Origin of the sequence: Chromobacterium rhizoryzae, assembly GCF_020544465.1 — a bacterium.
GTDB lineage: Bacteria > Pseudomonadota > Gammaproteobacteria > Burkholderiales > Chromobacteriaceae > Chromobacterium.
On record NZ_CP066126.1, the window covers coordinates 4,276,787 to 4,292,236 of the forward strand.

Sequence of the window (15,450 nt, forward strand, 5' to 3'; positions counted from 1 at the left end):
GCCATGATTTTTCGCCAGCGCTGTCTCTTGAAATACACAGCCGGCGGCAGCATTCTCAAAATTATCGGGACCGGCGGCGACAAGCGACGCAGGTCTTCCCAGCATAGTCTGAAAAGGAATCACCGCATGGCAGAGCGCTTTTACATCGATCCCTACCAAACCCGCCTGGAAACCCGCGTGGCGCGGCATGACGACGCCGGCCTGGTGCTGGAGGACACGCTGTGCTATCCGCTGGGCGGCGGCCAGCCCGGCGACAGCGCCGCGCTGAGCTGGGACGGCGGCGGCTGTGCGATCAGCGATACCCGCCGCGACCGCGAAACGCGCGCCATCGTCCACCTGCTGCCCGCCGATGCGCCCCGGCTCGCCGCCGGCACGCCGGTCGTCCTGGAACTGGATTGGGCGCGCCGCCACCGCCACATGCGCATTCACACCTGTCTGCACTTATTGTCCGTGGTGATCAAGGCCGGCGTCACCGGCGGCAATCTGAGCGCGGAATCCGGCCGTCTGGACTTCGATCTGCCGGAAGGCATGGAGTTGGACCGCGAGCACATCGAGCGCGAGCTGAACCGGCTGGTGGCGGAGGACCGCGCGGTGCGCATCGAAATGAGCAGCGGCGAGGCGCTGCGGCGTCAGCCGGAGCTGATCAAGACCATGTCGGTGACGCCGCCGCTGCACCTGCCGGAAATCCGCTTGATCAATATCGACGGCATCGATCTGCAGCCTTGCGGCGGCACCCATGTGCGCAGCACCGGCGAGATCGGCCCGGTCGTGGTCAAGAAGATTGAAAGCAAGGGCGCGCGCAATAAGCGGGTGGTGGTGGCGCTGCGCGACTAAGAACCGGCTCAAAGCCTGCGCTCAGGCTAACTCGCGAAACTTTGAACTGCCGCTAAGCCCCCGTCGGCGCGGCCAGCCTCCGGCTGACCGCGGCCAGCTCGGCCTTCAGACTGTCGACGAAGCGCTCCAGCAGCGGGGAGGCGGGCCGGTGCAGCGGCCGCACCAGATTGACCGCGAACGGAATCGATACGCTGAAGCGCCTTGCGGCCAGGCCTGAGCCGGCATAATCCAGCGCCGTCAGCGGATTGACGACGGCCACGCCTATGCCCTGCCGCGCCATCGCGCATACCGAGGCGGCGCTATGCGTCTCCACCACCATGCGCCGCTTGACCCCCCGCTCGGCGAACACCTGATCCAGCTGTTGCCGATAGCTGTCGGTCGCCGCCAGGCTGATGAAGGCCTCGCCTTCGAAATCCTCCGGCGCCAACACCGTCTTGCTCAGCAGCCTATGCCCCTCCGGCAACACGCACAGCTCGTCCGCCAGCAGCAAGGACTCCATCCGCGTCCCCGCCGGCGCGTGCGCGCTCTCGCTCAAACCCAGGTCATGACGCTGCGCCGCCAGCCACTCTTCCAGCAAAGGCGACTCCTGCGGCGCGATGTTCAGGCTGATGCCCGGCGCTTGCGACAGAAATCGCCGGCACGCCGCCGGCAACAGCGATTGCGCGAATACCGGCAAACAGGCAATCGATAACTGCCCCTGCTCGAACTGGCGAATCGCCGCCGCGCTGCTGACGATGCGTTCCAGGCCTTGATAGCTGCGCTGCACTTCCTCGAACAACTGCAGCCCCTGCGCGCTTGGCCGCAAGCGGCCGCGGCTGCGCTCGAACAAGACCATGCCCAGCAATTGTTCGCAACGCGCCAGTTCTCGGCTGACCGTGGGCTGCGAGGTGCGCAGCAGGACGGCCGCCTCGGTGACGCTGCCGGTGGTCATCACCGCGCGAAACACTTCAATGTGGCGCAGACTGATTTCCATCCCCTACCCCTTGCGCATAGGCGGCGCCAAGCCCGCCTTTCCCCTTGGCAATCCATATCATAAATGAAAGAAGCAGCGATAATTTGATATTTTATTTTTGCCGCGGCGCACGCCATGATGCAGTTGTCTATCACCTACGCCATCGCCACGCCATGAAATGCTTCGACGCCCGCCAACTGGCCGAACTCGCCCGCCAATACGGCAGCCCGCTCTGGGTGTACCACGCCGACACCATTCGCCGGCGCATTGCCGAACTGAAAGGCTTCGACGTGATCCGCTATGCGCAAAAAGCCAACTCCAACACCCATATCCTCAGCCTGATGCGGGAACAGGGCGTCAAGGTGGACGCGGTGTCGCTGGGCGAAATCGAACGCGCGCTGGCCGCCGGCTATCGGGCGGACTCCGCCGAGCCTTCCGACATCGTCTTCACCGCCGATGTGCTGGACCGGGCCACGCTGGCGCGAGTGGCGGCCGAAGGCATCGCCGTCAACGCCGGTTCCATCGACATGCTGCGTCAGCTGGGCGCGGCTTCGCCCGGCCATAGGGTCTGGCTGCGCGTCAACCCCGGCTTCGGCCATGGCCATAGCCAGAAAACCAATACCGGCGGCGAGAACAGCAAGCACGGCATCTGGCATGAACAGGTGGCCGACGCGCTGGCGGTGATCCGCCAGTTCGGCCTGCACTTGGTGGGCTTGCACATGCATATCGGCTCAGGCGTCGATTACGGCCACCTGCAACAGGTCTGCGGCGCCATGGTCAGGCTGGCGACCCAGTTGGGCCACGACATCGAGGCGATCTCCGCCGGCGGCGGCCTGTCCATCCCTTACCGCGACGGCGACGCCCGCATCGACACCGCGCATTATTTCGAGCTGTGGGACGAGGCGCGGCGGCGGATCGCCGCTCACCTGGGCCACCCGGTGCGGCTGGAGATCGAGCCCGGTCGTTTCCTGGTGGCGGAATCCGGCGCCCTGATCTCCGAGGTGAGGGCGGTCAAAACCATGGGCAGCCGGCGCTTCGTGCTGGTGGACGCGGGCTTCAACGACTTGATGCGCCCCGCCATGTACGGCAGCCATCACGATATTTCCGTCCTCAGCGCGGACGGCGAGGAAAAATCAGGCGAGCGCGCCCCCTGCGTGGTGGCGGGCCCCCTGTGCGAATCGGGGGATGTCTTTACCCAACAGGAGGGCGGCGTGGTGGAAAGCCGCCTGCTGCCGGAGGCTCAGGTAGGGGATTTGCTGGTGTTTCACGACGCCGGCGCTTACGGCGCCACCATGTCGTCTAACTACAATAGCCGGCCGCTGCTGGCCGAGGCCATGATAGACGGCGCCTCCAGCCGGCTGATCCGCCGCCGTCAAACCATGGCGGAGTTGCTGGAGCTGGAACGCGTCTAAGTGCTCAGCTGAGCTTCAGGTCGGCCAGCGTCTGCTGGAAGGCCTGATAGATGTCCTGATAACTGGCGTAACCGTCGAACACGCCCACCACCTGGGGCGATTGCAAACCGCGCGCCAGCAATTGCTGGCCGCGGCGCGAGCGCGGACTCAGCGCGCGCAGCCGCTGGCTGCGTTCGTCCCAATACACCAGCTTGGCTTCGTCCGCGCCCTCCAGCCGTGAAATCAGTTTGTCCACCTGCTCCGCCGGTTGCAGCATCATGCGGTGGGAAACCCTCTTGCCAAGTGCGGATGCATATTCCATGAGTCGTGTCCGGTGCTTCGCAGTGGGCCGCGAGCGATCCATACTGCTGATTGGAAAAACCTTGCCGGCTCCAGCCTCCGGAAAGGCCGTCAGCCGGCAACACCACATATTTTTCGCAATAAGAGAAGGCACCACAATCGGATTAATCTTAAATTCCCGGCGAAAAACTGGATGGATAAAATGACAAAAGGGCGCCGAAGCGCCCTTTGCTGCCGCCGGACAAGCCGCCGGAGCAAACTTTTTAGTTTTTCAGCACCATATTGTTGATGACGAACTTCACGCCCGGCACTTTTTCGGCAATCTGCCCCGCTTTGAACATCTGCTGGTCGTCGGTCATGCCGCCTTCAATCGTCACCTCGCTCTTCTTGCTGCTCACCTTCAGGCTCAGCGGCTGCAGTTCGGCATCGCCGTTCAAGGCCTGTTGCACGCTGGCGGCCAACTCTTCATCGGTCGGCGGGGTCTGCTCGGCGTAAGCCGGCAGGCCGGCGGACAGCAAGGTGGTCAACAACAAGGCGCGGATGCAAAAACGTTTCATCAGATTCTCCAGTGATATGGCCTGCATGCGCTCAAGCCCAAGCTTCAGCGCGAATGTTTTACCGCATACTAGCGAGGAAACTTTTCAATTTTGTTGCCAGTCCATGACAACGCGGCGCGACGGTCTCGCCTGTTGGCGCCGCCGCAACAATCGCCGCGGCCGTCATCGCCCCGTCATGCGCGTCCCAGCGTAGAATCAGACCGGTTCGCAGCGCGTCGCTGCCCTAGCCCCGTTTCAGAGAACTTAGCGCATGTTAAAAAAATGGCTGTTGTTACTGCTTGTCGTCGGCCTGGCCGCCTGCTCCACTTCCAGTCCGCCCGGCAAGACGGGCGGCGCGGCGCGGGAAAGCGGCGCGCCGACCGCCTTGCCGGCCTGGAGCCAGCAGGACTTGGGCGATACCCTCGTCGCGCTGAAGCAAAGCTGTAAGGCCATCGCCAGAAAACCGGGCTGGACCGAAGTGTGCCGGCAAGCCGACGGCATCGCCGCCGACAACGCGCAGGCGGTGCGCCAGTTCTTCGAAAACCGCTTCGCCGCCTGGAAGGTCAACGACGGCAGCCGCGACAGCGGCTTGATCACCGGTTATTACGAACCGCTGCTCAGCGGCAGCCGGACGCGCAGCGAACGCACCCCCTGGCCGGTATACGGCATCCCTGCCGATTTTTACAGCGTGGACGTTCCGCCCTCGGTTCGCGGCAAGTCCAGCCTGACGGCGCGCCGCAGCGGGCCCAACCGGCTGGCGCTGAGCGCGGCCGGCGATATTGAAATCCGCCCCGGCGACTTTCCCGCCGACAACCGCGGCACGCGGCTGAAGGGCCGCCTGGAAGGCAAACGCCTGCTGCCGTATTACACCCGCGCGGAAATCAACCAGGGCAAGGGCGTGGCCAACGCGCCCATCCTCGCCTGGGTCGAAGATCCGGTGGAGCTGTTCTTCCTGCAAGTGCAGGGCTCGGGCCGCATCCAGCTGGACGACGGCAGCTTCATCCATATCGGCTACGCCGAGCAAAACGGTTACGGCTATCAATCTATCGGCAAATGGCTGGTGGACAAGGGCGAGCTGACCATGGGCGACGCGTCCATGCAGGGCATCAAGGACTGGCTAGCGCGCAATCCGCAACGCCGGCAAGAGCTGTTCGCGGTGAATCCCAGCTATGTGTTCTTCAAAACCTTGCCGGGCGACAACGGCGGCCCCATGGGCGCGCTGGGCGTGCCGCTGACCGGCGGCTACAGCATCGCGGTTGACCCGCGCTACATCCCGCTGGGCGCGCCGGTCTACCTGCTCACCACCTGGCCTCATTCCACCCAGCCGCTGGCGCGGCTGGTGCACGCCCAGGATACCGGCAGCGCGATCAAGGGCGCGGTGCGCGCGGACTTCTTCTGGGGCTTCGGCACCGAGGCCGGCATGTACGCCGGCAGAATGAAGCAGCAAGGCAATCTGTGGATGCTGCTGCCCAAAGGCATGAACCCGTCCCAGGCCCTGTAAACCTTTAGCCTCCTCCGGCGGCGCATGCCTGCTTGCGCCGCCGCTTCCGCGCCCCGCGGTCCTCCTCCAGCACACCCATCCCGTCTTCTCGCCGTCCCGCGACGTCAGCGCCGCCTCACACTCTGCTGCGCCTGGCGTGACGCAAAGCGCTGAGCGCCGCCCGAAGCCCTCATCCGCCACGCGTGGGTTCCGTTTCTCAGCCGCAAGGCCTTGTCTCTCTCGCTTGCGAGAACGTAAACAGGCGGCCAAAACCGCCGCTGCGCCAGCGCCAAGCCAAATTCATCCTCAATAGCCTGATCCGCCCCAAGACCAATCAAAGCCTTGCCTGGCAAGGCTTTTCCGGCCCATTCCAATTATTCCATAAGAATTATCGTTTATCGAATTTTCCTAATATTGACTTTCATCAAACGCTGAACATGGCGAAATAAATAATATTTTCGAAATTTTATGTTTGAACGTTTTTATTTATTTGTTCGATGGAGATGAAAATGACGACAATCGATAAGGCGCCTCCCAAGATCAGCGTCTTCGCCTTCGTCATGATCACCGCCGCCGTGGTCGTCAGCGTCCGTACGCTGCCGATGACGGCGCAGCCGGGGATGATGACGATTTTCCTGACCTTGGCGGCCGCGCTGCTGTTCCTGGTGCCCACCGCGCTGGTGTCCGCGGAGCTGGCCACCGCCTGGCCGCAGGACGGCGGCCTGTTCATCTGGGTGCGCGAGGCCTTCGGCGAGCGCATGGGCTTTGTCGCGGTGTGGATGCAGTGGATACAGATGGTATTCGGCATGACCTCCATCATCATGATCATCGCCGCCACCTTCGCCTATGTGTTCGACCCTGCGCTCGCCAGCAACAAGCTCTATATGCTGGCGATGATTCTGGGCATCTGGTGGGCCTGCACCCTGGTCAACATGCGCGGCGTGAAAACCCTGGGTTGGGTCTCCACCATCTGCGTGAGCCTGGGCGTGTTCCTGCCCGGCGTGGTACTGATCGGCTGCGGCATCGCCTATCTTGCCGGCGGCCACCCCATCATGACCGACGTGTCCTGGAGCTGGAACAATCTGGTGCCCAGCTTTAGCGACAGCGGCACCCTCGGCCTGTTCATCGGCTTCATCTTCGTGGTGATGGGCATGGAGGTGTCGGCGTCCAATGTGTCCTCCATCAAGGATGCCCGCCGCAATTATCCGATCGCCATCATCCTGGTGTCGGTCATCATGGTGCTGCTGTCCGTGATCGGCTCCGCCGCGATCTTCATCGCCATCCCCAAAGAGAAGATATCGATGACCGCCGGCCTGATGCAGGCCTTCGAGCTCTACTTCAATCAATGGGGCATGGGCTGGCTGGCCCCGGTCATGGGCCTGTGCATCGGCCTGGGCCTGGTGGGTCAGGTGAACTCCTGGGTGCTGGGCCCGGTGCGCGGCCTGCAAGCCACCGCCGACTCCGGCGCGCTGCCCAAATTCCTGCAGACGACCAATCGCCATGGCGTGCCGGTGACCCTGGTGCTGATCCAGGCGGCGGCCATCACCATCGTCGGCGTGCTGATCACCGTGATGCCCAATGTGGACAACTTCTACTTCATGCTGATGGGCCTGACCGGGCTCGTCTATCTGGTGGCCTATCTGTTCATGTTCTCCGCCGCCATCTATCTGCGCTACAAGCGCCCGGACGTGGAACGCAGCTTCCGCGTTCCCGGCGGCAAGGCGGGCATGTGGATCTGCTCCGGCCTGGGCATCGCCATCTCCCTGCTGGCCGGCTACCTGGGCTTCATCCCGCCGGGCAGCTTCCATGGCTCCGCGCATGAATACCTGCAGTTCCAGCTCATCGGCCTCGCCGTCATGCTGGTGATTCCCTTCCTGGTGTACGCCTACGGCCAAAAAGCCAAGCACGCCCGTTCCGCCGGCGTCGCCCCGCGCACCTCGCCCGCCAGCAAGGCTCGTCCCGCCGAAGGCAAATGAGCCGGCTCACGCCTCTCTTAAATAACAAGGTTACTCAGTCATGACCAATCCGACTTTCTCCCCGCTTAACGTCGATGCCCTGTTCATCGGCCCCAAATCCGAAAACCGCGTGTTCTTCAAGGAAATGATGGAATACGCCGTGTCCGAACACCTGCACTGGCGCGCGGACTTTCACCCGGAAGACCCGGCGCTGGTCACCCCGGTGGAACAGCACGCCGGCGATTTCCGCCAGACCCTGTATCGCACCGAAGGCATCTTGCGCCAGCTGTCCTCCAAGCTGAAGAACACCTCGGTGCCCTGGTTCTCGCCGCGTTATCTGGGCCATATGAATGCGGACACGCTGATGGTGTCCAATCTGGCCTACGTGATGACCATGATGTACAACCCGAACAACTGCGCGCACGAAGCCTCGCCCACCACCACCGAACTGGAAGTGGAAGCCGGCCTCGATCTGTGCCGGATGTTCGGCTACGACCCCAAGCGCAGCTGGGGCCACATCACCTCCGGCGGCACCGTGGCCAACTACGAAGGCATGTGGGTGGCGCGCAATCTGAAGACCATGCCGCTGGCCATCGCCCAGCATGAAAAAGCCCGCGATCTGGTCGCCGGCAAGAGCGAGCGCGAACTGCTGAACCTGTCGCCCAGCGCGGTGCTGGACCTGACCGACGAATTGAAAAAACGAGGCCTGTTCGAAGAAGTGCGCGCGATGTCTTGCCGCGGCGTCGGCATCAAGCAAGGTTCGCTGGGCAAGATCCTGGTGCCGCAATCCAAGCACTACTCGTGGATGAAGGCGATGGACGTGCTGGGCATCGGCCAGGAACACATCGTGCCGCTGCCGGTGGACGAGAACTACCGCACCGACGTGGCCAAGATGCGCGAGATCACCTTCCGCCTGATCGAGGAAGGCCACCCCATCCTGGCCATGGTCTCCGTGGTTGGCACCACCGAGGAAGGCTCGATCGACCATGTCGACGAAGTGATCAAGCTGCGCGCCGAGTGCGAACAGAAATACGGCGCCTCTTTCTACGTGCACGTGGACGCGGCCTACGGCGGCTATGTCCGCGCGATGTTCCTCGATGACAACAATCAGTTCATGGACTACGACGCGCTGCTGGCCCGCTACCGCGCCGAAGACATCATCCCGGCCGGCGTAACCTGGCCCAAGCGCGACGTCTACGAAGGCTTCAAGGCGATGGCCGAAGCGGACTCCATCACCGTGGACCCGCACAAGGTGGGCTACATCCAGTACGCGGCCGGCGCCGTCTGCATGAAGGACAAGCGCATCGTCGACCTGATCTCCTACCACGCGGCCTATGTGTTCGAAGAAGTGGACGAGGCCGAAGGCGCGGACACCAAGGTGGTGCTGGGCTCCTCCATCATGGAAGGCTCCAAGGCCGGCGCCACCGCCGCCGCGGTATGGGCGGCCCACCGTCTGGTGCCGCTGAACATCGGCGGCTACGGCAAGGTGATCGGCCGCGGCATCGTCACCGCCGACTGGTTCGCCCAGCGTCTGGCCGCCGCCAAGCCGCTGACCGTCGGCCGCCGCCAGTTCGAAGTGCGTCCCATCATGCACCCGGACTTCCACATGGTGAACTTCACCTTCAAGGAAATCGGCAACGACAGCCTGGAAGACCACAACCGGCTGAACAAGAAGATGTACGAGATCTGCTCCTACGCTTCCGGCCGCACCTACACCAACGACTTCCTGACCTCCTCGACTTCGCTGTCGGTGGAAGAGTACGGCGACACCCCTTGGCACTACGTGGCCAGCCGCGGCTTCAGCCGCGCCGAATGGGACAAGGTGGAAAGCGTCTACATCCTGCGCGCCGCGGTGATGACCCACTTCCTGCGCAAGGCCGAGGACTTCGACGCCTACTGGGAACAGCTGCGCGAAGTCTTCGCCGCCAAGCTGGCCCAGATCGTGGACATGGAAGACAAGACCGGCGCCGACGCCCTGATCGCCGCCTGATCCCTCTCCGCTCCCGGCCTGGCCGGGAGCGTTTTTTTCACTACCAGACCCAATACCGACTATGAGTTTGTCCGGTTTTTACGAACGCATCCTTCTCTTCATCAAGGATGGTTGAGGATTCCACATGCAAGTCAATTTCAAGGCCATCGGGGCCACCTTGCTGATTTCCGGCACCATGCTGGGCGCGGGCATGCTGGCGCTGCCGCTGGTGTCCGCCGGCATGGGCTTCGGCTACGCCTGCCTGACCCTGTTTCTGATCTGGGCGCTGATGACCTATACCGGCCTGATGCTGCTGGAGGTCTGTCTGTCCTTTCCCGAAGGCTACGGCTTCGACGCCATCGCCCGCTCGCTGTTCAACGCCAAGGGCAGCTATCTGATCAACGCCAGCCTGTTGCTCCTGCTCTACGCGCTCTCCTCCGCCTATATCTCCGGCGGCGGCTCCACCTATCAATCCGGCCTGCACCAATACCTGGGCCTGACCCTGTCGCCCGGCCAGGTCTCGCTGGCCTTCACCGCGATGATCGGCGGCATCGTCTTCGCCAGCACCACCGTGGTGGACAAGGTCAACCGACTGCTGTTCAGCCTCAACATCCTGATCTTTCTCTCGCTCAGCGCGGTCATTCAGCCCTATGTCGACACCGGCAACCTATCGGAAAACACGGACTCGGCCAAATACATGCTGGCCGCCATCCCCATGTTTCTGACCGCCTTCGGCTTTCACGGCAGCGTGCCCAGCATGGTCAAATACCTGGGCCGCGACCAACCCCGCACGCTGCGCAATGTCTTCATCGCCGGCAGCCTGATTCCCATGGGCGTCTACCTGCTGTGGGTGTTCAACACGCTGGGCGCGCTGCCGCGCTACGGCAGCCACAGCTTTCAGGCCATCTCCGCCCATAACGGTTCGGTGGGCATGTTCCTGGACGAATTCCACGCGCTGGTGCCCACGCCGCAAGTGCCCTCCCTGCTGTCCGCCTTCTCGTCCATCGCGCTGTTCACTTCTTATCTGTGCGTTTCGCTCGGCCTGTTCGACGCCATGGCCAGCACGCTGAAACGCGGCGACAGCCTGCGGCAGCGGCTGCAGACCGCGCTGATCACCTATCTGCCGCCGCTGGGCTTCGCCCTGTTTTTCCCCAGCGGCTTCATCGCCGCGCTGGGCGCCGCCGCCATCTTCCTGGTGATTCTCGCCATCCTGTTCCCGGCGCTGGCCCTGATCAAACTGCGCCGCCAGGACAACTACCGGCCCGGCTACCAAGTCAGCGGCGGCGGCACCCTGCATTGGGCGATAGGCGGTTCCGGCCTCGCCATCATCCTGTTCCAGATCCTGGTGATGCAAGGACTGCTGCCCGTGTTCTGACGGCGCAAGCGCGCCGTCGTCCGGACGCGCGGCCAATACGGCCGCGCGCCGCAATCATGGAGGTAAACGAAATGAAGCAATCGACCCTGATCCGGGATCTGCAGCAACGCGGCCTGATCTCGCAGGCCACCGACGCGGACGCGCTCGACGCGCTGCTGTCCCGGGAAACGGTCACCCTGTACTGCGGTTTCGACCCCACCGCCGACAGCCTGCACCTCGGCCACCTGGTGCCGCTGCTGTTGCTCAAGCGCTTCCAGATGGCCGGGCACCGCCCTATCGCCCTGGTCGGCGGCGCCACCGGCATGATAGGCGACCCCAGCTTCAAGGCCAGCGAGCGCAAACTCAACACCTCGGACGTGGTGGCCGGCTGGGTGGACAAGATCCGACGCCAGGTGGAGCCCTTCCTCAGTTTCGAAGGCGACAACGCCGCCCTGATGGCCAACAACCACGATTGGTTCGCCCAGATGAGCGCGCTGGACTTCCTGCGCGACGTCGGCAAGCACTTCTCGGTCAACGCCATGATCAAGAAGGAGTCGGTGCAGCAGCGGATCAACCGCGACGATGTCGGCATCTCCTTCACCGAGTTTGCCTACAGCCTGCTCCAGAGCCACGACTTCGTGGAGCTGAACCGCCGCTTCGGCTGCAAACTGCAGATCGGCGGTTCCGATCAATGGGGCAATATCACCGCCGGCGTCGACCTGGTCAGACGGGTGACCCAGCAACAGGCCTTCGGCCTGACCATGCCCTTGATCACCAATAGCGACGGCACCAAGTTCGGCAAAAGCGAAGGCAACGCGGTGTGGCTGGACCCGAGCAAGTGCTCGCCCTACGCCTTCTACCAGTTCTGGCTGGGCGCGGCCGACGCCGACGTCTACCGCTTCCTGCGCTACTTCACCTTTTTGTCCAACGAGGAGATCGAGGTCATCGAGGCCGAGGACCGCGCGTCCGGCGGCAAGCCGCGGGCGCAACGCATCCTGGCCGAACAAGTGACCGAGCTGGTTCACGGTCCGGCCGCGCTCGCCGCCGCCCAGCGCATCACCCTCAGCCTGTTCGACAACGATGTGGAGCGGCTCGGCGCCGCGGACTTCGCCCAACTGGCGCAAGACGGCATGCCCCGGCTGGCCTTGCCGCGGCAGTCCACGCCCTTGGTCGACGCCTTGGCGGCCAGCGGCCTGGCCGCGTCCAAAAGCGAGGCCCGCACGCTGCTGCAAAGCGGCGCCGTCAGCGTCAACGGCGCCAGGGCGGACGCGTTGGACGCGCGTCTGGAGCAGGCCGACCACCTTCATCAGCGCTACACGCTGTTGCGACGCGGCAAGAAACAGTACTGTCTGTTGATTTGGGAGTAAGCGCGTGAAACGGCCCGGGCGCTGAAGCGCCGGGCTCGCCCCGTCCGGCCGCCCAAGCGCGCATGGGCGGGGCAGCCGGTTGGATAGGCTAGCGGGGCAGAAAAGCCTCTGTGCTCAGGCCTTCCACCACCTGCATCACGTGGGAATAATGCTGATCCAGCAATTGCAGCGTCCGGTCCGCGTCTCTGGCCAGCACCGCCTGCATGATGGCCTGATGCTCGCCCTCGTCGCTATAGCGCTTGGAGGTCGGCAAGGCCGGGTCGAACCAGATGTGCCGATAGCGCTCCAAGCGGTTGTACAAGGACTCCATCACCTCCACAATCACCGGCGAGTGGCTGCCGCTGATGATGGCCAGGTGAAACGCCATGTGGCGGTCCGCCCAGTCCTGCAAATCCACATTCACGTCGTTCAGATCTATCCGGCTCAAGCGGTGATAGCTGGCCAACACCTCCAGCTCCCACGCCTCGTCGCCCTGCGCCAGAGAACGGCGCACCGCCTCCTCCGCCAGCACTCGGCGCACCAGCAGGATGTCGTAAAGCTCATGGTGGGAAATCGGCGCCACCCAAAAGCCGCGCTGCGGCTCCATCACCACGTATTTGCACCAGCTCAGGCGCAGCAGCGCCTCGCGGATCGGCGAGCCGCCGGCGTCGTAGCGCGCCTTGAGATCATGCAATAGCAGCTTCTGCGACGGGCGGTACACGCCCAGCAGAATGTCCCGCCGCAACTCCTGGAATACCTTGTCGGCCAATGTGGCGTTGCTGCTTGCCGCCTTTTTTTCCTTCTGGGGCATTCGGTCTTTTCCACATGAGAGCGCGCAATGATGCGCGAAACGCTAGATAGTAACTTAAAATGGCGCAGCATATTGATTTTCCCCATCGGCATAGCAGGGAAATAGCTAAAAGCTACGTCTCTCCGACATGGAGATCGGGCGGGGAAACCCCAAAGAAAAGGCGGATAGGGAGGCCGCGGCGGCGCGGCCGCCGCAACAAAAAAGCCGACTTGAGCGTCGGCTTCCGATATCAATGCGCCAAGCGCCGCCGCATGCTGCGCGGGAGTCTTGGTGGGCCCCCGGGGAGTCGAACCCCGCACCAACGGATTATGAGTCCGCTGCTCTAACCAAGCATGAGCTAGAGGCCCAGAGCAGCGCATTATAACAGCCAAAAAGCAAAACCCCAAGCGTCGAATTCCGACGGCTTGGGGTTTTCAACCGGCTCAGGCCATCGGCCTAGACCCGGTCTCGCGATCCGATCACTGACCGCCCGGCTCGTTGTCCAGGAAACTGCGCAGGCGTTCCGAACGGGTCGGATGACGCAGCTTGCGCAAGGCCTTGGCTTCGATCTGGCGGATGCGCTCGCGGGTCACGTCGAACTGCTTGCCCACTTCTTCCAGCGTGTGGTCGGTGTTCATATCGATGCCGAAGCGCATGCGCAGCACCTTGGCTTCGCGCGGCGTCAGCGTGTCCAGCACTTCCTTGGTGGCGTCCTTCAGGCTGGAATACATCGCAGCGTCGGACGGCGCCAGGTTGTTCTGGTCCTCGATGAAATCGCCAAGATGGGAATCGTCGTCGTCGCCGATCGGGGTTTCCATGGAGATGGGCTCCTTGGAAATCTTCATGATCTTGCGAATCTTCTCTTCCGGCATCTCCATCTTTTCCGCCAACTCGGCCGGATCCGGCTCGTGGCCGGTTTCCTGCAGAATCTGACGGCTGATGCGGTTCATCTTGTTGATGGTCTCGATCATGTGCACCGGGATGCGGATGGTGCGCGCCTGGTCCGCGATGGAGCGGGTGATCGCCTGGCGAATCCACCAGGTGGCGTAGGTCGAGAACTTGTAGCCGCGGCGGTATTCGAACTTGTCCACGGCCTTCATCAAACCGATATTGCCTTCCTGGATCAGATCGAGGAATTGCAAACCGCGGTTGGTGTACTTCTTGGCGATGGAGATCACCAGGCGCAAGTTGGCCTCGATCATCTCTTTCTTGGCGCGGCGCGCCTTGGACTCGCCCGCCGACATCTGGCGGTTGATTTCCTTCAGCGCCTTGATCGGCAGCATCGCGCGATCCTGCAGCTCGGACAGCTTGGTCTGCTTCTCGATGATCGCGTATTTGAAGCGGGTCAAAGCTTCCGCCCAGGCCTTGCCGGAATGGATTTCGTCTTCCACCCAGTCAAGATTGGTCTCGTTGCCCGGGAACACCTTGATGAAGTGGGCGCGCTCCATGCGCACGCGGCTGACACAGATATCCTGGATGTCGCGTTCGTAAGTGCGGATTTCGTTGACGCGGCTGCGCAGCGAGTCGCACAGGCTTTCCACCTGGCGGGTGGAGAAGCGCACCAGCATGAACTCGGTGGTGATCGCGTCCTGCAGCTCCAGGTATTCCTTGCTCTGCGCGCCCTTGACGGACAGCACCTTGACCATCTTGTCGAACAACATGCGCACGCCGGTAAAATGCTCCAGCGCCTGCTGCTTCAGCTCTTCCAGGTTGACGCCGGCGGCGTCGGCGGCGTCGCCGTCCTCGTCCTCGCTTTCGTCTTCCTCTTCGGCCTCGGCTTCGAGCAACTCGTCTTCGTCCGCCGGCTCGGCGAACGCGGCATCCTCTTCGGACGGCGCGTTCAGATCGATGAAGCCGTCAACCACTTCGTCCACGCGCACTTCGTCGCGGCCGACGCGCTCAACCAGCTCGAGCACTTCGGCGATGGTGCCCGGACAAGCCGAAATCGCCTGGATCATGTACTTCAGGCCGTCTTCGATCCGCTTGGCGATTTCGATCTCGCCTTCGCGGGTCAGCAGCTCCACCGAGCCCATTTCGCGCATATACATGCGCACCGGGTCCGTGGTGCGGCCAAATTCGGAATCCACCGAGGACAGCGCCGCTTCGGCTTCTTCCACGGCGTCTTCGTCGGCCACCGGCGGGGTGGCGTCGGACATCAGCAGCGTGTCCGCATCCGGCGCCTCGTCGTAAACCTGGATGCCCAGACCGGAAATCATCGTGACGATGTTTTCGATCTGCTCTGCGTCGGACACGTCTTCCGGCAGGTGGTCGTTGATTTCCGCGTAGGTCAGATACCCACGCTCCTTGCCCAAGGCGATCAGCTGGCGCAGGCGTTTACGCTGCTCTTCCAGGCTCATCACTTCGGTTTCGTTTTCCTGCACGTCTTTTTGATTTTCGGGAGAGGCCGCCATTTCGCTTCCTGCTTGAAATAAGCCGAAAAAAACAGTTGATAATAACACAAGCAAATAACGCTGTTTGTGTAGCCCTGCGGGGCGCTTTCTACCGCCGCGGCATCGCTTTCGGCAGTCCGGCGCGTACGCCAG

General features: G+C 63.0%; 12 protein-coding genes and 1 tRNA gene. 7 read left to right on the plus strand and 6 right to left on the minus strand.

Annotated elements, in window-relative coordinates; translation table 11 throughout:
• Positions 1 to 126 precede the first annotated feature (126 nt).
• The gene (locus tag JC616_RS19405; protein WP_227104882.1) at positions 127 to 834 is read left to right on the plus strand and encodes an alanyl-tRNA editing protein; all 708 of its coding nucleotides are present in this window, start codon (positions 127 to 129) and stop codon (positions 832 to 834) included.
• A 52-nt stretch (positions 835 to 886) separates the two neighbouring features.
• Here the strand turns inward: JC616_RS19405 and JC616_RS19410 are convergent, their stop codons facing one another.
• A complete protein-coding gene (locus JC616_RS19410) occupies positions 887 to 1,807 on the minus strand; it encodes a LysR family transcriptional regulator (RefSeq protein ID WP_227104883.1) in 921 nt (306 codons plus the stop codon).
• Between the two features lie 152 nt (positions 1,808 to 1,959).
• On the opposite strand from JC616_RS19410, the gene lysA reads away from it, so the two are divergent.
• Complete coding sequence (gene lysA, locus JC616_RS19415) at positions 1,960 to 3,198, plus strand: diaminopimelate decarboxylase (protein ID WP_227104884.1); 1,239 nt, start codon at positions 1,960 to 1,962, stop codon at positions 3,196 to 3,198.
• Positions 3,199 to 3,202: 4 nt separating this feature from the next.
• Here lysA and JC616_RS19420 read toward each other — a convergent pair whose 3' ends face one another.
• Positions 3,203 to 3,499: a hypothetical protein gene (locus JC616_RS19420; RefSeq protein ID WP_227104885.1), complete on the minus strand. Its 297-nt coding sequence runs from the start codon at positions 3,497 to 3,499 to the stop codon at positions 3,203 to 3,205.
• Between the two features lie 241 nt (positions 3,500 to 3,740).
• Positions 3,741 to 4,034, minus strand: a complete 294-nt coding sequence (locus JC616_RS19425) for a BON domain-containing protein (protein ID WP_158274334.1) — start codon at positions 4,032 to 4,034, stop codon at positions 3,741 to 3,743.
• Positions 4,035 to 4,284: 250 nt separating this feature from the next.
• Between JC616_RS19425 and mltA the strand changes: the two genes are divergently transcribed.
• The 5 genes from mltA to tyrS all read left to right on the plus strand — a co-directional run bounded on the left by mltA (position 4,285) and on the right by tyrS (position 12,138).
• Entirely contained in the window at positions 4,285 to 5,514 is a 1,230-nt protein-coding gene (mltA, locus tag JC616_RS19430; RefSeq protein WP_227104886.1) for a murein transglycosylase A, read from the plus strand.
• 488 nt (positions 5,515 to 6,002) lie between these two features.
• Complete coding sequence (locus JC616_RS19435) at positions 6,003 to 7,469, plus strand: amino acid permease (RefSeq protein ID WP_158274335.1); 1,467 nt, start codon at positions 6,003 to 6,005, stop codon at positions 7,467 to 7,469.
• Between the two features lie 40 nt (positions 7,470 to 7,509).
• Complete coding sequence (locus tag JC616_RS19440) at positions 7,510 to 9,438, plus strand: pyridoxal phosphate-dependent decarboxylase family protein (protein WP_227104888.1); 1,929 nt, start codon at positions 7,510 to 7,512, stop codon at positions 9,436 to 9,438.
• 124 nt (positions 9,439 to 9,562) lie between these two features.
• Complete coding sequence (locus tag JC616_RS19445; protein WP_227104889.1) at positions 9,563 to 10,792, plus strand: amino acid permease; 1,230 nt, start codon at positions 9,563 to 9,565, stop codon at positions 10,790 to 10,792.
• A gap of 71 nt (positions 10,793 to 10,863) precedes the next feature.
• Positions 10,864 to 12,138: a tyrosine--tRNA ligase gene (gene tyrS / locus JC616_RS19450; protein ID WP_227104890.1), complete on the plus strand. Its 1,275-nt coding sequence runs from the start codon at positions 10,864 to 10,866 to the stop codon at positions 12,136 to 12,138.
• A gap of 88 nt (positions 12,139 to 12,226) precedes the next feature.
• Here tyrS and JC616_RS19455 read toward each other — a convergent pair whose 3' ends face one another.
• The 3 genes from JC616_RS19455 to rpoD form a co-directional block, all read right to left on the minus strand.
• On the minus strand, positions 12,227 to 12,928 hold the full coding sequence (locus JC616_RS19455) for an FCD domain-containing protein (protein ID WP_107800528.1): 702 nt from the start codon (positions 12,926 to 12,928) through the stop codon (positions 12,227 to 12,229).
• A 268-nt stretch (positions 12,929 to 13,196) separates the two neighbouring features.
• Positions 13,197 to 13,275 (minus strand) — tRNA-Ile (locus JC616_RS19460).
• Between the two features lie 111 nt (positions 13,276 to 13,386).
• A complete protein-coding gene (gene rpoD / locus JC616_RS19465) occupies positions 13,387 to 15,318 on the minus strand; it encodes an RNA polymerase sigma factor RpoD (protein ID WP_107800529.1) in 1,932 nt (643 codons plus the stop codon).
• Positions 15,319 to 15,450 lie beyond the last annotated feature (132 nt).